We start from the raw sequence: 19,932 nt of genomic DNA, 5'->3' as shown, positions 1-19,932 counted from the left end.
ACACGAGATAATACATAAATTGCAATTAAAGTTAGCTTATTTTAAGTATGAATTAATAATAATATAGGAATGTGAGAATATATAGAAGCACTAAAGTGGTAACATTAGTCTGAAAAATACTTTAGTTTGTATAGAGTTAAGATTTAATATACAAGCAAAAAGCTTGTATATTATCTAAATTATTACTAACTAATCTTCAGTAGCAGCGAACATAACATTTTGATCTTTATAAATACCTGTTCCTACTGGAATAGTACGACCGATAATTACATTCTCTTTTAAGTTGTTAAGATCATCAACTTTAGCTGATACTGCAGCTTCTGTTAGAACTTTAGTTGTATCTTGGAAAGATGCAGCTGAGATAATACTATCAGCAGATACAGCAGCTCTTGTGATACCAACAAGGAAAGGCTCAGCAATCGCAGGACGACCACCAAGACGAATGATTTTTTCATTCTCAGCAGCAAATTTTGCTTTAGAGATTAAATCTCCCTCTATAAACTTAGTATCTCCAGACTTAACAATTTTGATCTGACGTAACATTTGAGTAAAGATAACTTCAATATGCTTATCAGCAATATTAACACCTTGAGAACGGTAAACTTGTTGAACTTCAGATACTAGGTAGTTATAAAGTGCTTTAACACCCATAATACGAAGTAACTCATGTGAAGATAAAATACCTGTAGTTAAACGCTCACCTGCATGTACAAAATCTCCCGGGCTAACAACTGGCTCATGTGATTTATCAACAAAGTACTCTTTGATAATTCCATTTTCAGTGTTACTTACTATTACTCTTACTTTACCACGAAGCATTTTACCAAAACTTACAACACCATCTATCTCAGAGATAAGTGCCGTTGCTTTTGGACGACGACCTTCAAAAAGTTCAGATACACGAGGAAGACCCCCAGTAATATCTGATGATTTTTGAAGTGCTTTTGGTGTTTTAGCAATAATATCTGCCACTTTAACAGTTGCACCATCACTAACAAATATAGATGACTTAGGCTCAATTGCATAACGAAGTAGTTCACCATCTTCTGTTGCAAGAACGATTGTTGGCTTGTACTCAGATGAAATATGATCATTAACCATAAGACGAGTTTTACCAGTAAGTTCATCTAACTGCTCTGTTGCTGTTGTACCAGCTATAATATCTTCATAACTAACAACACCATTTGCTTCAGAAATAATAGGGTTAGAGTATGGATCCCACTCAGCAATAACAACAGACTCATCAGATGAAGGTTTAGCTATCATACTTGTAGCATCAACACTTTCATTATCATCTGCAACTATTACAGATCCACGAGCGATATAGTGACGTACAGCTTCACGGTTATTTGCATCTACTACAGTTGCAAAAAGACCTTTTTCAACTACTTCATATCCAGCTTTAACGCCATCAAATCTCTCAAGGTAATCACCTTTAAGTAAGAAATACTTAACAGTACCCTCTTCAGTAGAAAGAATCTTCTGTGTTACAGGAGCTCCATTATCAACTAACAGTTCAGATGCATAAGGGATACGTGATGGAACATTCCAGCCATCTTTAATTGTCTCAACAATTGATTCATCTTCTTCTACTGTACTTCCAGTCTCATATGGGAAGTAGTATTTACCTTCAATCTGTCCACTTACACCCGCAAGTTCATTTGGCTTAGCAATCTCATTCTTACGTAGTACATAACGTACTGTATCTTTTTTACCTACTACACTTATAAGTACTTCATCGTGAATAGTTTGTATTTCTACTTTACCTGCAAATGGCGCTTTAATTTTAGGTTCAACTAAAAGAATAGCAGCATTTCTTCTATTAGCAACGATATTTTTCCCATCTTTAGATGCATAAGTTTTAAGGTTATAGTAACGAATAAAACCTTCACGAGTTGCTATAACTTGTCTCTCTTGAGCAGTTGAAGATGCAGTTCCACCAACGTGGAAAGTACGTAGCGTAAGCTGAGTACCTGGCTCACCAATTGACTGAGCAGCAACAATACCAACAGCTTCACCTGTTCTTACAATATGACCAGTTGCAAGATTCACACCATAACAAAGTGCACAGATTCCAGCTTCACTTTTACAAGTAGTTGGCGTTCTAATGTGTGCTGTTTTAATACCTGCTTCAGATATAACTTTAGCACTTACTTCATCAAGAAGAGTACCCTCAGCGTACAGAATCTCATTTGAGATAGGATCGATCACGTCATCAGCTAAAACACGACCATTAAGTCTATCTTCTAAAGACTCAATTAGTGTATTTTGATCAGATATATCTGAAATCTCAATACCTTCGTGTGTATGACAATCATGCTCAACAACTTTAACATTTTGTGCAACATCAACAAGTTTACGAGTAAGGTAACCCGCATTTGCTGTTTTAAGTGCTGTATCGGCAAGACCCTTACGAGCACCGTGAGTTGAAATGAAGTACTCAATTACATTAAGTCCCTCTTTAAAGTTTGAGATAATTGGCGTTTCAATAATATCACCTGAAGGTTTAGCCATTAGACCACGCATACCGGCAAGTTGACGGATCTGTGCAGCAGAACCACGAGCACCAGAGTCAGCCATCATATGAATAGAGTTAAATCCATCTTTATCATTTTGAACAAGATCCATCATTTCAGAAGCAAGTGTATTATTTGTATCTGTCCAAACATCAATAATTTTATTGTAACGTTCTTGTTCAGTTAAAAGACCAGCTTCAAACTGCTTTTGAATCTCAATAACTCTTGCTTTAGACTCAGCAATTTTACCAGCTTTCATCTCAGGTATACGAATATCATCAGCAGAGATAGAAACTCCAGACTCTGTTGCATGCTTGAAACCTAAATCTTTAAGTTTATCAAGAAAACCTGCAGTAATACCAATACCACCGTGTTTTTGAACGTAATCAACTACTTCATTGATATACTTTTTCTTCATTACTCTATTCCAAAGTTCTGAAGGTACAAAATCTGGAAGAATTGCTTTAATAAGTAAACGCCCAGCAGTAGTATGAATAATACGACCATCAACGCGTGTTCTTACTTTTGCATGTAAGTCAAGAGCATCATGTTCAAGTGCAATTCTAATCTCATCTACATTTGCAAATAGTTTGTTAGAACCTTTAACATTATTTTTCTCTAGTGATACATAGTAAATACCAAGTACCATATCCTGTGATGGTGTAGCGATTGCCTTACCAGATGCAGGAAGCATAATATTCATAGATGCAAGCATAAGTACTTTACACTCTGCAATAGCTGCAGAAGATAAAGGAACGTGAACTGCCATTTGATCCCCATCGAAATCGGCATTAAATGCAGCACAAACTAATGGGTGAAGCTGAATAGCCTTACCATCAATTAGCTTAGGGTGAAACGCTTGAATTGAAAGCTTATGAAGAGTTGGCGCACGGTTAAGCATAATTGGATAACCATCAACAATCTCTGCAAGACACTCCCATACTTCATTAGTTTTTTCTTCGATCATCTTCTTAGCAGCTTTAACAGTTGTCGCATAACCTTTATCTTCTAGTTTTGCAATCAAGTGTGGCTTAAATAGCTCAAGAGCCATTTTCTTAGGTAGTCCACACTCATCCATAGCTAAAGATGGCCCAACAACAATTACAGAACGACCAGAAAAGTCAACACGTTTTCCAAGAAGATTCTGACGGAAACGCCCTTGCTTACCTTTAATGATTTCACTTAATGATTTAAGTGGGCGTTTGTTAGCACCTTTAACTGCATTTGCACGACGACCATTATCAAATAGTGCATCAACTGACTCTTGCAACATACGTTTTTCATTACGTACAATAATCTCTGGAGCTTCTAGTTCAACTAAACGCTTCAAACGCTGGTTACGGTTAATAACACGGCGATACAGGTCATTTACATCTGAAACAGCAAATTTACCACCATCAAGTGATACAAGTGGACGTAAATCTGGTGGAAGAACTGGCAATACAGTCAACATCATCCATGCAGGATTATTTCCACTATTTAAAAATGACTCAATAACTTTAAGACGTTTGTTAATAGTTTTCTTTTTAGCTTCAGATTTTGTTTGTGTTATTGCTTCTTTAAGATTTGTAAATAGATCTACTAAATCAATTGAGTCAAGTAAGTCACGAATAACCTCTCCACCCATACGAGCTTTAAATCCTAACTCACCAAAACGCTGAACTAGAGTTCTGTACTGTTCTTCGTTTAAAACGTCATACTGAAGAACAGGAGTTTTTGCTTCTGCGTCATAGTAAGATTCTCCACCTGATTCAACGATGTAAGCTTCATAATAAAGTACACGCTCAAGGTCTTTCATCTTGATACCTAAAAGAGTACCAATACGAGATGGTAAAGAAGATACATACCAGATGTGTGCAACAGGAGTTACAAGTTCAATGTGACCCATACGAGTACGACGAACTTTAGTAGATGTTACTTCAACACCACATTTTTCACATACAACACCTTTATAACGCATCTTTTTATATTTACCACAAAGACACTCGTAATCTCTTACAGGTCCAAATATTTTTGCACAAAAAAGTCCATCACGCTCAGGTTTGAGTGTACGGTAGTTAATAGTTTCAGGCTTTTTTACTTCACCATTACTCCATGACATTACCTTTTCAGGTGATGCTAAACGGAATTGTAGTTGTTTAATATCTTTTGGTCTATTTTCTTCGGTTACTTCTACTGGTACTAATTTACTCATCGTCTTCCACCTCGTCCATAATCTCAACATCAAGAGCAAGTGCTTGAAGTTCTTTTGTTAAAACAAATAGTGTTTCAGGAATACCTGAAGCTGGTACTAACTCGCCTTTAGTAAGTGCTTTATATGCACGTACACGGCCATCTACATCATCAGACTTAATAGTCAACATCTCTTTAAGTACAGCAGATGCACCATAAGCTTCAAGAGCCCAAACTTCCATCTCTCCAAATCTTTGGCCACCAAATAGTGCTTTACCACCAACCGGCTGTTGCGTTACTAGAGAGTAAGGTCCAGTTGAACGAGCATGAATTTTCTCATCAACTAAGTGATGTAGTTTAAGAACATACATATATCCAACATTAACACGCTCTTTTATTTTAGCCCCAGTTTTACCATCATAAAGTACGACTTTACCATCAGTATCCATATTCGCTAATTTGTAGAGTTTTTCAAATTCGACGGCATTTACACCTTCAAAAATTGGTGTTGCAAAACGAACTCCACCTTTTGCCCAGTCTCTAGCATACTTTAAGAATTCATCATCACTCATCGCACCAATTACTTTTACTGCATTCATCATTCCTGCAACATCAGCTATTTCGATCATTTTAGAACGCATATTATCAATGTAATCTTTTTGTTTAGTCTCAAACTGCTCTTGTATCTGGTTTCCAAGCTCACGCCCAGCCATACCAAGGTGCATCTCTAAGATCTGTCCAATATTCATACGTGAAGGTACACCAAGTGGATTAAGACATACATCAACTGAACGTCCATCTTCCATATATGGCATATCAACTTCAGGAACTATAATAGATACAATACCTTTATTTCCGTGACGTCCAGCCATTTTATCACCAACTTTAAGTTGGCGTTTTGTAGCTACATAAATCTTTACATATTTAACAACACCATTTGGAAGGATGTCATCTTTTTCTAATATAGTAAGTTTTTCTTCATGCTCATCTCTAAATACACGCTTTTGTTTTTGAAAATGGTTTTTAGTCTTAGTATACTCATTTTGAATATTTTCTGAGAATGATTTAACAATGGCATTCATAGCAAAACGATTTACTTCTGCAAGATCTTCACCATTAATAGTATCTCCAGCCTTATACTCTGTTTCACCTATTTTAATATCAGAAGATAGTGGTTCACGAGTAAGAAGTTTTGTAACTCTTAACATCTCTTCTTTATCTATCATAAGAAGTCTATCATAGTGTTCACGCTCTAAGTAATCTCTCTCTTCTTTTTCTAACGCAAGAGCACAAGGGTCTTTGTCATAACCTTTTTTAGTAAATACTTTAATATCAACGATTACTCCTTCCATAGATGGGGGACAATAGAGTGATTTATTTACTACATGACCAGCTTTTTCACCAAATATAGCACGAAGGAGACGCTCTTCTGGAGTTGGTTTAACTTCACCCTTAGGAGAAACTTTACCAACTAAAATCATACCACCTCTAACATTAGTACCAATTTTAACAATACCAGACTCATCTAAATGAGCTAGCTCGTCATCTCTAACATTTGGAATATCACGAGTAATCTCTTCAACGCCATGCTTAAGTTCACGAGCTTCAACTTCTTTTTCATAAATGTGAACAGAAGTAAATTGATCTTTACGAATCATACGCTCAGAGATAACGATAGCATCCTCAAAGTTATAACCATTCCATGGCATAAACGCAACCATAGCGTTAACACCAAGTGCTAACTCACCTTGATCCATGTTTGGACCATCAGCAATAATTTGTCCTTTACTAACAATGTCACCAACATTAACTATTGGTTTTTGAGTAAACGAAGTATTTTGATTCGTTCTAAGGTTTTTCTGTAATGGATAATAATCAATATAGATTTCTCCATCTTCTTCACCCATTACATATATGTGTTTACCATCAACTTTTTCTATCTTCCCGCCACGATTTGCTTTTACACATTCCCATGAGTCACGAGCAACAAGTTTTTCAACTCCTGTTCCAACCATTGGAGAATTTACACGTAAAAGTGGAACCGCTTGACGCTGCATATTTGATCCCATAAGCGCACGATTGGCATCATCATGCTCAAGGAAAGGAATAAGAGAAGCTGCAACACCAACAACCATATGTGATGAAAGGTCTGCATATTCACACTCTGAAGGATCACGTAAAAGTATCTCTCCATCTTGTCTAACAGCAATAAGGTCATCAATAAACTGATTATTTTCATCTACTTTATTAGAAGCAGCTGCAATTTTTACACCCTCTTCTTGAGTAGCAGTTAAATAAATAACTTCAGAAGTGATCTTTCCATCTTTCATTACTTTGTATGGTGCTTCAATAAATCCATGCTCATTTACTTTTGAGTAAGTTGCAAGAGTATTGATAAGACCAATATTTTGACCCTCTGGAGTCTCAATTGGACAGATTCTACCATAGTGAGTAGGGTGAACGTCACGTACTTCAAAGCCGGCTCTCTCTTTAACAAGACCACCTTCACCAAGCGCAGACAAACGACGTTTATGCGTTACTTCAGAGAGTGGATTTGTTTGATCCATAAACTGAGAAAGTTGACCACCTGAAAAGAATTCCATAATAGTAGAAGTAATCATTTTAGAATTGATTAAATCATGTGGCATAAGTTCTTGCATTGGACCACTCATAGTTGAGAGTTTGTCACGAATAGCTTTTTGCATTTTAACAAGACCATTATGTAACTCATTACCTAAAAGCTCACCAATAGAACGGATACGACGGTTACCTAAGTGATCTCTATCATCAATATGACCTTGACCATTTTTAACTTTAATAACATACTTAACTGACTCAATAACATCTTGATGCGTTAACACTGTTACATATTCAGGAATATTAAGTCCTAATTTATGGTTCATTTTCATACGACCAACGCGAGTTAAATCATATCTCTCTGGATCAAAGAAAAGTTGATTTACAAATATACGTGCTGCTTCTTTAGTAACTGGCTCACCTGGACGCATTACTTTATAAATACGAATAGCAGCTAAATCATTCTCATCTTCTATCTCTTCTGTTTGCTTAAGAAGTTTAAGTGAATCTGCATCAGCGTTAAATGCATTAATAACTGATCTATCTACGCCTTCAGCTAAATCATTTGCAATTTTAAACTCAGTTACACCTATTTCAGCTAACTTTTTAAGTTTAGTTTCATCAATACGAGTCATCGCATCAAAAAGAACTTCACCTGTCTCCGGGTCAATAATAGCTTCAGCAAGATATCTATCTAAAAGAATCTCTAAAGGGTATTGAACAGTTGCAAGACCATCTTCTACTAACTTTTGAGATTTTTTCACTGATAATCTTTTTCCAGCTGCAACAATAATTTTTCCGTCTAAGTCAACTAAATCGTAAGAGATTCTTACAGCATAATCTTTGGGATTAAACGCAATAGTGAAATTATTATCATGTATGCTAATAGTTTGTATTGGATAAAAAAGTTTTAATATATCTTGTTTTGAGTAGCCTAAAGCACGGAACATAATAGTAATAGGCACTTTACGGCGTTTGTTAATTCTCATATAAAGAATATCTTTTGGATCATACTCAAAATATAACCATGAACCGCGATCTGGAATAATTTGACCAGTATAGATAAGCTTGTTACCAGCAGTTGTAGACTCTTCCTCTTTAAAAATAACACCTGGAGAACGGTGAAGTTGATTTACAACAACACGCTCAACGCCGTTAATAATGAAAGAAGTTCTATCAGTCATAAGAGGGATATCACGAACAAATATACTTTGCTCTTTTATATCTTTAACACCAAGTTTTTCTTTAGTGTTTTCATCTCTATCCCATAGGACAAGGCGAGTTTTCATTCTAAGACTAACTGCATAAGTAAGTCCACGTTCCATACATTCACGTACAGTATATTTAGGGTTAGCTACTTCACTACCTATATACTCTACTGTTAATCTATTTTGTGAATCATGAATAGGAAAGGCAGATTGAAATACATTTTCAATTCCACTAAGTGATCTGTCCTTAGCATCTATCATTAAAAATTTATCATATGAACTTTGTTGTAGTTGTAATAAGTTTGGTACTTCAATTTCTTGAGGTGTTTTAGAGAAATCTACACGAAGACGGTTTCCGGAATATAAAGTGTTTAACATAGGCTACCTCGTAAGTTGTTAATTAGGGGCTTAACTTTGATTTGTTAAGCTATCATATCTAGACGTCTCTAGATAGATTTGTGAGCTCATAATGAGTCTCGAATTTTACAGTGCTTATAAACGACATAAGGGCACTTTTACAAAAGGACAAACATCCCGTTGTAAAAGCGCCCAAAAATTGAGGGCTCAAGGCCCTCATGATAAGTATTTAAATAATTACTTAACTTCTACTACTGCACCAGCTTCTTCTAAAGCAGCTTTAGCTTCATCAGCAGTATCTTTATCTACACCCTCTTTGATTGTAGATGGTAAAGCTTCACAAGCTTCTTTAGCTTCTTTAAGTCCTAAACCAGTAAGAGCACGAACAGCTTTAATAACACCAATTTTCTTAGCGCCAACGTCAGTAAGTACTACATCAAATTCAGTTTTTTCTTCAGCAGCAGCTCCACCAGCAGCAGCACCACCAGCAACCGCTACAGGTTGAGCAGATACACCAAATTTTTCTTCAAATTCTTTTACAAGCTCAGAAAGCTCAAGAACAGATAAACCAGAGATAAATTCTAATACGTCTTCTTTAGTTACAGCCATAGTAACTCCTTTTTTTATTGTTTTTTTATTGTTGTGACATTAGTCACATGAAAGAGTGAAGACTATGCTTCCTCTTCTTTTTTCTTTCTAAGAGCATCGATTCCAACAGCCATATTTGTGATTGGAGCCATCCAAGTAGCAGCAAGCATACCAAGAAGTTCTTCACGACCAGGAAGTTTAGCGAATGCTTCGATTTTAGTCACGTCTGCAGGTTCTTTATCTAAATAACCAGCTTTGATAACAAATTTATCATTGCTTTTAGCGAAATCAGCAGCAATTTTTGCAGCATTAATAACATCATCAGACCAAATAAAAATATTTGTATCTTTAATGTCTACACCACTCATCTCTGCGTTATTCAATGCAATTGTTGCTAAGGTATTTTTAACAACCTGAACACTTGTATCTTTAGCACGAGCAGCTTTACGTAATACTTCAAGTTCACTTACAGTTAAACCTTTGTAGTCACATATAACAACTGCCGTCGTATTAGCAAATGAAGTAGTTAACTCGTTAATTACTTCAGCTTTTTTTGACTTTAACATATATATTTCTCCTTTCCAGACATAACTTCAAGAGGGGCGAGAAAGGCTCGATTAAGCTAACTACCAACACGGTAGATACCCCCAACTATCTTTAGTCCAAGTAATTTCAGATTTTCAAAATAAAAATCTTTACTTTAAAATACTAATATTTCAAAGTAAAGACTTAAACACCCAAAGGTGTTTTAAGTTTTTACTTAATGTCTGCTAACTCTACTAAATCAAGTTTAATAGCAGGGCTCATAGTTAAACTAAGAACAGCATTTTTAATATAGCGACCTTTTGCAGAAGCTGGTTTTTGCTTATTTATTGCAACAACAAATGAGTTTAAGTTTTCAGCAATTTGATCAGCACCAAAACTTGCTTTACCAATACCTGCATGAATGTTACCTTTTTTGTCAACTCTAAAGTTAACTTGGCCACCCTTAACATTTTTAACAGCTGTTGCAACATCAGGAGTTACAGTACCTGTCTTAGGATTTGGCATCATACCTTTTGGACCTAAAATACGACCAATTTGACCAACAAGTCCCATACAATCTGGTGCAGCAACAACTACATCAAAATTAAATACACCTGCTTTGATATCTGCAACTAAATCATCAGTTCCAACTATATCAGCACCAGCAGCTTTAGCTTCATCAGCCTTAGCACCCTTTGCAAATACTGCAACACGAACTGTTTTACCAGTTCCATGAGGAAGTACTATTGCACCACGAACCATCTGGTCAGCATGACGTGGATCTACATTTAAATTCATAGCAATTTCAACAGTTTCGTCAAATTTTGCACTAGTTAAATCTTTAACAGTTGCAGACGCGTCTACTACTGAATAAGATTTTGTATTATCAATTTTTTCTACTAATTGTTTGTATCTTTTACTCATAACAAATCTCCATATTAATTCTGCCACATAGTTTTAAATCACTGTGGTCGATGATTTTTATTTGTAGATTAGTCTACTATTTCAATACCAATTGAACGAGCTGAACCAGCTAAAGTATTAGCTGCCATTTCATTATCATCAGTGTTTAAATCTTCTATTTTTTGAGCAACAACTTCCATTAATTGAGCACGAGTAAGCTTTCCAACTTTGTTTTTAAGTGGATTGTCTGTACCTTTTTTCAATCCAGCTGCTTTCATAAGAAGTGCAGATGCTGGTGGTTGCTTTGTGATAAATGAAAAACTTCTATCAGAATAAACAGTAATAACAACAGGTACTTTAAATCCCATCTTGTCTTTTGTTTTTTCGTTAAATGCTTTACAGAATTCCATGATGTTAACACCACGTTGTCCTAGTGCTGGTCCTACTGGTGGAGCTGGGTTAGCTTTACCAGCTTCAATTTGTAGCTTGATATAATCCATGACTTTTTTTGCCATTTTATTTCCTTTTTATGAATTTAAATTATTTTTTCGACTTGAGTATACGAGATATCAACCGGAGTTGCACGTCCAAAAATCGAAACATTAAGTTTTAGAGTACCATGTTCTAAATCATACTCATCAACAGTTCCTGTAAAGTTTGCAAATGGACCATCTATAATTCGAACAGTTTCACCATTATCAAAAAATACTTTTGGTTTTGGTGCTGCACGATTATTTACACGATCTAAAATAACATTAATATCATGTTCACTTAATGGTGTAGGAGTATTTCCCTCACCAATGAAGCCAGATACTTTAGGTATTGATTGAATCAAGTGCTGAATTTCTGTATTTAATTCTATTTTAGCAAATACATATCCTGAGTACAAAGAGCGCTCAGTTACCTTTTTTTTACCATCTTTAACTTCAATAACATCTTCAGTTGGAACTATAACTTCTGTTATGAACTCTTGAAGACTCATCTCTTCTATCATGTTAAAGATTGCATCTCTAACAAGTCTATCACTTCCGTAGGTCTGAATGGAGTACCATTGTTGTGCCATGACTTTCTCCTTAACCTAAAATTGATGTCATAATAGAAGACATCATTAAATCTACTAATGCTAAAAATGCAGCAATTACAGAGACTACAATAACTACAGATATATATGCCTGTTTTACTTGACCTTTCGTAGGAAAAATTACCTTATCAAGTTCTAGTCTTGCATTTCTTACATGTTTACCAAAATTCATTATATGCTTCCATTAGTTAAAAGTAACATTTATTATGAATAATCCCAATGCAGGTCTCATTAATAATAAATGTTGTGGCAGGCGTGGAGGGACTCGAACCCCCAGCACCCGGATTTGGAATCCGGTGCTCTACCATTGGAGCTACACGCCTAGATGTAAAAAGCTAGTCAAACTAGCTTTAAAACATTATTATAATTTCATCTCTTTATGAACAGTATGCTCACGACAAAATTTACAATATTTTCTTACTGAAAATTTTTCAGTATGAGTTTTTTTATTTTTTGTTGTGTGATAATTACGTCTAGTACATTTCTCACAACCTAAGTGAATTGCTTCTCTCATTGTTTATTAACCTTTATAAGGATTTTGCTTGCTTCGCCAAAGGCGAATTAAGCAAGAATCTCTGCAACAACACCAGCACCAACAGTTCTTCCACCCTCACGGATAGCGAAATTAGTACCTTTTTCCATTGCAATTGGGTGAATTAACTCAGCTGTAATACTTACGTTATCACCTGGCATAACCATCTCAGTACCTTCTGGTAAAGTGATTGCACCTGTAACATCAGTTGTACGTACATAGAACTGAGGACGGTAACCGTTAAAGAATGGAGTATGACGTCCACCTTCATCTTTACTTAGAACATAGATTTCTGCAGTAAATTTAGTGTGAGGAGTAATTGTACCTGGCTTACAAAGTACTTGACCACGCTCAACATCATCTTTACCAATACCACGGATTAGAATACCACAGTTATCACCAGCAAGTGCTTGCTCCATTTCTTTACGGAACATCTCAACACCAGTTACAGTAGTTTTCTGAGTATCACGGATACCAACGATTTCAACTTCTTCACCAATCTTAACTGTACCACGTTCGATACGACCAGTAACAACTGTTCCACGACCAGAGATAGAGAAAACATCTTCAACAGGCATTAAGAAATCTTTGTCTGTTTCACGAGTTGGCTCAGGAATATACTCATCAACAGTAGCCATAAGTGCTTTGATCTTTTCTGACCACTCACCAAGAGTACCAGTTTTTGCTTCTTCTAGCGCTTTAAGAGCTGAACCAGCTGTGATTGGAGTATCATCACCTGGGAATTCATATGTATCAAGTAGTTCACGGATTTCCATCTCTACTAATTCCATTAGCTCTTCATCATCAACCATATCTTCTTTGTTCATGAATACAACTAGGTAAGGAACACCAACTTGCTTAGAAAGAAGAATGTGCTCACGTGTTTGTGGCATTGGACCATCAGCTGCAGAAACAACTAAAATAGCACCATCCATTTGAGCAGCACCAGTAATCATGTTCTTAACATAATCCGCGTGACCTGGACAGTCAACGTGTGCATAGTGACGATTATCTGTCTCATACTCAACGTGTGAAGTAGCGATAGTAATACCACGCTCTCTTTCTTCTGGTGCATTATCGATTGCATCATAATCCATAAGTGCTGCACCGTTAGTTACTGCCAATACTGCAGTAATCGCTGCTGTTAGTGTTGTTTTACCGTGGTCAACGTGTCCAATAGTACCGATATTTACATGCGGTTTATTACGTTCAAACTTTTCTTTTGCCATAGTGTCCTCCGACTTTAATTGTGAATTGAAATGGAATTATACCCAAAAATCATTCAATTATTGCTTAAATTTACTTAAATAGCTGAAGTGGAGCTCATGATGGGAATCGGACCCACGACCTCTTCCTTACCAAGGAAGTGCTCTACCACTGAGCCACATGAGCAAAGTTGGATAAGTTTTTGTAAGCAATAATTGAATAATTCTTTATTTATAATATTAGTTTTTTTGTGATTAGATTGCTATATAGGTATTTATTATTAAAATAATATATAGTTGTATGAAGTAAGGACGTAATTGTACTTCAGCTTCCAGAAATTTTGTTCAATGGAGCGGGTGAAGGGATTCGAACCCTCGACAGCCTGCTTGGAAGGCAGGAACTCTAGCCACTGAGTTACACCCGCATGTCATTTATGGTGGTGGGAAGAGGAGTCGAACCTCTGAACCCGTAGGGAGCGGATTTACAGTCCGCCGTCGTTGGCCACTTGACTATCCCACCACTATTACATAATTTTTTATGTTTTCTGGTCTAACACTGTTTCTAATATTCAAATTTCAATGGTGCTGACACGAGGATTCGAACCCCGGGCCTGTTGATTACAAATCAACTGCTCTAGCCAACTGAGCTATGTCAGCATCGAAATTGAGTCAGAATTATAGTCTAAAACAGATTTGATGTCAAGCAAATACATTAGAAATTTATAAAATCACCATCTTTAAGTATTTTTGGCTCCCATTTTCCCTTATATTGGTCTATCTCTTCTTTAATCACTTCTAAAAATGATGGTTTAATGTGGTTAATAAATAGTCTTACATCATCTCTTTTGAGTGGTTCTAGCTTTTCAAAAAGAAGCTTAGGTGTTAGATGTTTACTCTCTTTAGCTAAATTATCCATAGCACTAGGAAAAGAGCATTCAACTACTATGGATGTAATCTTATTATCACTTTCAATCTTTTCAATTACATTATCTAAGGAGTAAGTATCTGCGGTAATTAACACCGCTGTATCATCTTTTGTAAATTTATATCCACAACTAGGTACAGTATGATCAGTTTTAAATGCCATTATCTTTTCGCTCTCACCTATCTCATACTCTTTATCAAGTTCTATCGGTGTGTAGGTAACAGCCATCTCATCGGATTTAACAAGTTTTATCTTTGAAAAATCTGGCCAAACTGTATCATTTAAAAAGTCATCCTGTATCGACTTTAAAGTCTCGGGGAGGCCCAGTATATTAAGTGATTTACTTCTGAGGTTAAAATAGTTATCTAAAATATATGCAATATCAACAATATGGTCTAGGTGTGAATGAGTGACCCATATATTTTCAATTTCAACAGATGCCACATCTAAACCATCAAGAAGGTTACCAGCATCTATCACATGATTTCTATTGAGTCTAAAAGAACTTGTCCCATACCCTTTGGATTTAGTTCCATAAGCTCCAAGTATCTCAATCTTTTTCACCTCTACACTTGTTTCATTGACTTCATCAAAAATATCTTTGAACTTATCTCTCACTGCTAAAATTTTATCTAGGTTTTCAAAAAAGAGGTCTATTAACTTCGGATCAAAATGTTTTGCTCTCTCTTCTTTTAAGAGTTTAAAAATTCTCTCATCACTCCAAGCTTTCTTATATACTCTATCGCTTCCCAATGCGTCAAATACATCCGCAAGTGCAGTTATACGACCAAAAATATGAATATCTTCCCCGCTAGTTTGATTTGGATAACCTGTTCCATCCCATTTTTCATGATGCTCATAAGCAACAATCGCAGCAGCTTTAAGAAGTGGTCTCTGAGAATTTTTAATCATGTGATATCCAAGCTCAGCGTGCTTGTTCATAATATGGCGTTCATTCTCATCAAACCTACCTGGCTTTTTTAAAATATTATCAGGGATAGCTATCTTGCCTATATCATGCATTGGGCTTGCTTGCTGCAATAATTCAGAATCTTCAACGCTCATTCCATATGCAAGCGCTAAGAGTCTAGAGTACTCTGCAACGCGTTTAACGTGGTTCCCTGTCTCTTTACTTCGACTCTCACCAATTGAGCCCATAGTAAATACAACTTCCTTTTGCGTCTCTTCGATTTCTAAAGCAAGTTTTGCAGATACAAGTGTTTCAGCGGCATAGGTACTTGCAAGTGTGAGTCTTTCCATATCGCGTTTGTCAAATCTATCAGTTTCACCCAAATGATTTATAACTTGGAATGCTCCTATGATATTTCCATCGTAATCATGCATAGGTATTACCATCATTGATTTAGTTTTATACCCTGTTTTTTGATCTATCTCTTGATTAAAACGGTTATCAGTATAAACATCATCTATAATAATTCTCTCATTAGAAACTATTGAGGTTCCAACTACTCCAGAATCAATTGGTAACTCTATAGCATCCATTCCTTGTGCAACTTTCGTCCATATCTTCGTTCCATCTTCATTAACAACCCAGACAGTACATCTGTCCGCACTTGTTAGGGCTCTACCCATATTAGCTAAGGTAACTATGATTTCATCATAATCTTGGGACGAAGAGACTTCAGCTAAGTACTTAAATACTAACTCTAATATCTCATTGGCAGTTAAACTTCTTACTGGCTGATTCATATTTACTCCATAAGCCTAATTAATTCTATTTAGTTGTCATCTTATGAACACCCCAAGAGTGTCCATCTTTTATTAACTTTAAGAAGTACTCTGATACTCCATCTTCATACTTCTGCACAATTATTTTAAAAAGCTCTTCAGCCTTAGAGAGGTCATTATCTATATAGACTCCAAGTGCTTCATCATACAAGTTCTTAATCTCTTTTGCTTTATCACTAAAAGGCATAAGTTCATACAAAAGTACTGCTTCGTCTTTACCCTTTACCTGAACTGGTTCTATTTTTCTGTATACAAACTCTTTAGTGAGCTTTTCTACTGTAAATTCTGTTATGAGTATATCCACGGAATAGTTTTTTGTCAAACCTTCAACCCTAGAAGCTAAATTCACACCATCCCCAATAACTGTATAGTTAAATCTAGTGTCTGATCCCATATTGCCAACAACCACATTTGCTGTATTTATACCAATGCCAATCCTAATAGCTGGAATACCCTCTAGCTTTAACTCTTCATTTAACTTCTCAAGCCTTAGAATCATCTCTAGTGCACAGATACATGCAGCATCAGCATGATCTTTTACATCAACAGGGGCATTAAAAAATGCCATAACAGCATCTCCTATGTACTTATCTAGCATCCCCTTATTTTCAAGTACAGAGTTAGTCATTGGAGTGAAGTATCTATTTAAAAGTGTAATTAAACTAACTGGATCCATAGATTCGGAAATACTTGTAAATCCTCTAATATCACTAAAGAGTATACTCAGTTCTTTATTTTCTCCACCTAATGCAAGTGCCTCTGGATTTTCTATAAGTTGATCTAATAAATCTCCTGAGAGATAAGATGAAAATGCACCTCTCATAAACTTACCACTTCTTTCTTGAATATTAAACGCTATTGCTTCAACGGCGATAAGACTTAGTATAAGAGAGATAAGAGGATAAAACATATCGATATAGATCATATTTTCAATAAACATATATCTTATATAAGCGTATAAAATCAAATAGATGAATATATTTATCACTGCTCTATATATTATTTTCTTTATAAAAAGCACTAAGATAAATGGTAACAGCACCATAAAAATGACTAAAACCTTTGCATATTCATTATGCTCAACTATCAGATGATTTTCTAAAAGGTTTGATATAAATGTGTAATGTAGAAGTGGTCCAGGAATTGATCCAATTGGTGTACTTACTATATCCCCTGCTCCGACTTCCGTTATTCCCAAAATTGCAATTTTGCCTTTAAAGTACTCTGGTGCGATTTTTCCCGTTGCAAGGTCTAAAAAAGAGATGACATTATATTTATCAATATTATAAAAATTTAACCGGACAAGCCCTTCTTCATTAAGGCTAATAATATTCCCATTTATATCAAGATGAGAATCATCAACTCTTTGTATATCTTTATCAAACTTTAATCTTAATCCTTGAATGGCCAAAGATGGATATAAAAGGTTTTTAAAGTACATAGAAATAGGATACTCGCGAAGTTTATCATCAGCAGCACGAACAGTACTAAAGCTTCCTGAGAGAGTACAAGACTCCATGATTGGCAATATATTTATCTCTGAATAGGGTGCAGATGGAAATCTTGGCTTAGAGTGTTCAGCTATCTGTGTTTGTAGTAAATCTAGTGAAGAGTTACTTAGTACGTCTAACTCTTCATCAGAGATATCTTGTGTTGCGTTATGTCTTAAAAAAAATCCACATACACTATTTTTAAGTGATGCTAATGAATCTGCTAAGATATAGTCTTGTTCACTCGTAGTAGTTTCAGAAAAAATCATATCCATGAGAACAACATCCGCTTCAACTAAAGAGTCTATGCCTTGAGCCAAATACTCACGCTTCCATGGCCAACGTCCAAACTTATTTACACTTGGCTCATCTACTGCGATAAATACAATATCTTTATTTGGTTCTTTATCTTGTAATTTAAAATTTACATCATTAAATGTAAGTGAAAAACTCTCAAATGGTTCTATCTTATAATGCTGAAGGAGTAGTGTTGCAACTACTATGGGAATTAAAACTAAAAGATAGAGAAGTTTTTCTTTCATCTTTTGTCAATCTACTCTGCGTTTATTAAAGATTCAAAATGATCAAACTCTGCATCATCCTCTTTAGTCCATTGATCTTCATGTACTTTTTTATCACTAAAAGAGACTTTATTTCCCTGTTTTAAGTCAAATGCTTTTGTTTTAATAGGTTTGGCATATTTATTTTGATCATTTTTAAACTTCTCAAATTCAGACATCTGATCCTCTAGATAGCTATTAAATTCGGCTTCAACAGATTTTCTGTAAAGTTCAAACTCCTCTTTAATACTTGTAACCCCAATAAGCCCCTCTTTAAGTGTGACTGAGCCATTTTCACTAGCATTAACCACAAAAATAGTTCCTTTAATACCTATAATAGCGAAGGGTGTTTTTACTTTAAGCGTATTTTTTGCATCGCGTGAGGTAATTTTATAATACACTTTTCCTGATGTCTGTTCTGCATTTTTAGCAGATTTAAAATGTACACTTGAACTTGCATCTAAAACTATGCTCGAGCCATCAACGAGAGCTATTACAGCTGATGCTTTTCTTGATGTAGAGATTAAATCTCCCTCTTTTATTTCAAATCCAGAGATAATTTTACTTTTTTTAATCGAATCTGTACTTTTAACCTTTACTATACCACTCACTTTTTGAACACTTCCTACAATTGTACTTGCAATAAGAGATGCACTAAGAGATAAGAATAGGGATATAATGAAAAGTTTCATAATTTGCTCCAAAAAAATATTTACTTATTGTATCATTTATATTGATACAATTCCTTGAAATTATACTCCAAGCAAAAATATAAAAGGTTTTTAAATGTTAAAAATACTATTTTCCCCATCAGAAGGGAAAAATACGGGTGGTAATGAACCATCCAAAGATCTACTTGGCTCTAACGATGCTAGAGCGACCGTCTTACAAACTTACAACGATATCATAATGAGTAAAGATGAAGAGGCGATTAAAAACCTTTTTGGAATAAAAAAATATTCTAGTTGTGAGCCCTATCTTCAAGATGTTTTTTCATCCCCTCTCATGAGTGCTATAGAGCGTTATAGTGGTGTTGCATATGACTATCTAGCATATGAGACTTTGAGTGCTAGTGAGCAAGAGTATCTCAAAAGTAATACTATTATATTTTCAAACCTTTATGGACCTATTTTAGGAGGGGATCCTATAGCTAACTATAAGGTAAAGCAAGGGAACTCCATTGGGAGTATTGTTCCAGAAAAGTTCTATAAAGATAGATTTTCATACCAACTCGATCTATACCTTGGGGATGATGAGATACTTGACTTACGTGCAGGTTACTACGACAAATTTTATAAGGTTAACAAGCCCTATACAACTCTAAAGTTTTTAAAAGATGGCAAAAGTATAAGTCACTGGGCAAAAGCATATAGAGGTAAGGTTTTAAGAGAACTAGCATTACATAATGTAAGTTCGATAGAGGAGTTTACTTCTTTAAAAATTAATGGCTTAAGCTTTTTAGAGACTAAAGTTACAAAAAATAAAACTGAAATAATTTATACTATAGATTAGGCTATAACTACTTTATCTAGTCCTATTCTCTT

General features: G+C 35.4%; 13 protein-coding genes, 5 tRNA genes and 3 pseudogenes. 1 reads left to right on the top strand and 20 read right to left on the bottom strand.

Going from position 1 to position 19,932, the window contains the following annotated elements; all coding sequences use genetic code 11:
* Positions 1 to 189: 189 nt before the first annotated feature.
* From rpoC to GJV85_RS01610, 20 genes and pseudogenes are all read right to left on the bottom strand, one after another.
* A complete protein-coding gene (gene rpoC / locus GJV85_RS01695) occupies positions 190 to 4,710 on the bottom strand; it encodes a DNA-directed RNA polymerase subunit beta' (protein ID WP_207562152.1) in 4,521 nt (1,506 codons plus the stop codon).
* Positions 4,703 to 8,851, bottom strand: a complete 4,149-nt coding sequence (gene rpoB, locus GJV85_RS01690) for a DNA-directed RNA polymerase subunit beta (protein WP_207562151.1) — start codon at positions 8,849 to 8,851, stop codon at positions 4,703 to 4,705. The genes rpoC and rpoB overlap by 8 nt, the downstream gene beginning before the upstream one ends.
* A 216-nt stretch (positions 8,852 to 9,067) precedes the next feature.
* Positions 9,068 to 9,439, bottom strand: a complete 372-nt coding sequence (gene rplL, locus GJV85_RS01685) for a 50S ribosomal protein L7/L12 (RefSeq protein ID WP_207562150.1) — start codon at positions 9,437 to 9,439, stop codon at positions 9,068 to 9,070.
* A 62-nt stretch (positions 9,440 to 9,501) separates the two neighbouring features.
* Positions 9,502 to 9,984 (bottom strand): 50S ribosomal protein L10, encoded by a 483-nt coding sequence (gene rplJ, locus GJV85_RS01680; RefSeq protein ID WP_207562149.1) that lies wholly within the window; start codon positions 9,982 to 9,984, stop codon positions 9,502 to 9,504.
* A gap of 190 nt (positions 9,985 to 10,174) precedes the next feature.
* On the bottom strand, positions 10,175 to 10,867 hold the full coding sequence (gene rplA, locus GJV85_RS01675; RefSeq protein WP_207562148.1) for a 50S ribosomal protein L1: 693 nt from the start codon (positions 10,865 to 10,867) through the stop codon (positions 10,175 to 10,177).
* Between the two features lie 68 nt (positions 10,868 to 10,935).
* Positions 10,936 to 11,361 carry a 50S ribosomal protein L11 gene (gene rplK / locus GJV85_RS01670; protein WP_207562147.1) on the bottom strand — a complete coding sequence of 142 codons (426 nt, stop codon included), beginning with the start codon at positions 11,359 to 11,361 and terminating at the stop codon, positions 10,936 to 10,938.
* A 20-nt stretch (positions 11,362 to 11,381) separates the two neighbouring features.
* Entirely contained in the window at positions 11,382 to 11,909 is a 528-nt protein-coding gene (nusG, locus tag GJV85_RS01665) for a transcription termination/antitermination protein NusG (protein WP_207562146.1), read from the bottom strand.
* A gap of 10 nt (positions 11,910 to 11,919) precedes the next feature.
* The gene (gene secE, locus GJV85_RS01660; protein ID WP_207562145.1) at positions 11,920 to 12,099 is read right to left on the bottom strand and encodes a preprotein translocase subunit SecE; all 180 of its coding nucleotides are present in this window, start codon (positions 12,097 to 12,099) and stop codon (positions 11,920 to 11,922) included.
* Between the two features lie 75 nt (positions 12,100 to 12,174).
* Positions 12,175 to 12,250 (bottom strand) — tRNA-Trp (locus GJV85_RS01655).
* 38 nt (positions 12,251 to 12,288) lie between these two features.
* The gene (gene rpmG, locus GJV85_RS01650; protein ID WP_207562144.1) at positions 12,289 to 12,441 is read right to left on the bottom strand and encodes a 50S ribosomal protein L33; all 153 of its coding nucleotides are present in this window, start codon (positions 12,439 to 12,441) and stop codon (positions 12,289 to 12,291) included.
* Between the two features lie 47 nt (positions 12,442 to 12,488).
* Positions 12,489 to 13,688: an elongation factor Tu gene (gene tuf / locus GJV85_RS01645; RefSeq protein ID WP_207562143.1), complete on the bottom strand. Its 1,200-nt coding sequence runs from the start codon at positions 13,686 to 13,688 to the stop codon at positions 12,489 to 12,491.
* Between the two features lie 88 nt (positions 13,689 to 13,776).
* Positions 13,777 to 13,851 (bottom strand) — tRNA-Thr (locus tag GJV85_RS01640).
* Between the two features lie 162 nt (positions 13,852 to 14,013).
* Positions 14,014 to 14,089, bottom strand: a tRNA-Gly gene (locus GJV85_RS01635).
* A 10-nt stretch (positions 14,090 to 14,099) separates the two neighbouring features.
* Positions 14,100 to 14,184: transfer RNA gene (locus tag GJV85_RS01630), tRNA-Tyr, on the bottom strand.
* Between the two features lie 60 nt (positions 14,185 to 14,244).
* A tRNA-Thr gene (locus GJV85_RS01625) sits at positions 14,245 to 14,321 on the bottom strand.
* 55 nt (positions 14,322 to 14,376) lie between these two features.
* A pseudogene (locus GJV85_RS13835) lies at positions 14,377 to 15,042 on the bottom strand (HD domain-containing phosphohydrolase); the annotation flags it as partial.
* 144 nt (positions 15,043 to 15,186) lie between these two features.
* Positions 15,187 to 15,783: pseudogene (locus tag GJV85_RS13830) on the bottom strand (HD-GYP domain-containing protein); the annotation flags it as partial.
* A gap of 33 nt (positions 15,784 to 15,816) precedes the next feature.
* Positions 15,817 to 16,299, bottom strand: a pseudogene (locus GJV85_RS13825) (GAF domain-containing protein); the annotation flags it as partial.
* Positions 16,300 to 16,324: 25 nt separating this feature from the next.
* Complete coding sequence (locus GJV85_RS01615; RefSeq protein WP_207562141.1) at positions 16,325 to 18,370, bottom strand: adenylate/guanylate cyclase domain-containing protein; 2,046 nt, start codon at positions 18,368 to 18,370, stop codon at positions 16,325 to 16,327.
* Between the two features lie 11 nt (positions 18,371 to 18,381).
* Positions 18,382 to 19,080, bottom strand: coding sequence for a FecR domain-containing protein (locus tag GJV85_RS01610; RefSeq protein WP_207562140.1), 699 nt, complete (start codon positions 19,078 to 19,080; stop codon positions 18,382 to 18,384).
* Positions 19,081 to 19,174: 94 nt separating this feature from the next.
* On the opposite strand from GJV85_RS01610, the gene GJV85_RS01605 reads away from it, so the two are divergent.
* Entirely contained in the window at positions 19,175 to 19,900 is a 726-nt protein-coding gene (locus tag GJV85_RS01605) for a YaaA family protein (protein WP_207562139.1), read from the top strand.
* Positions 19,901 to 19,932: the final 32 nt, after the last annotated feature.

Source organism: Sulfurimonas aquatica (assembly GCF_017357825.1).
GTDB classification, from domain to species: domain Bacteria; phylum Campylobacterota; class Campylobacteria; order Campylobacterales; family Sulfurimonadaceae; genus Sulfurimonas; species Sulfurimonas aquatica.
Note: the sequence above shows the minus strand (reverse complement) of the source record. Positions and strands in the feature narration are given on the sequence as shown.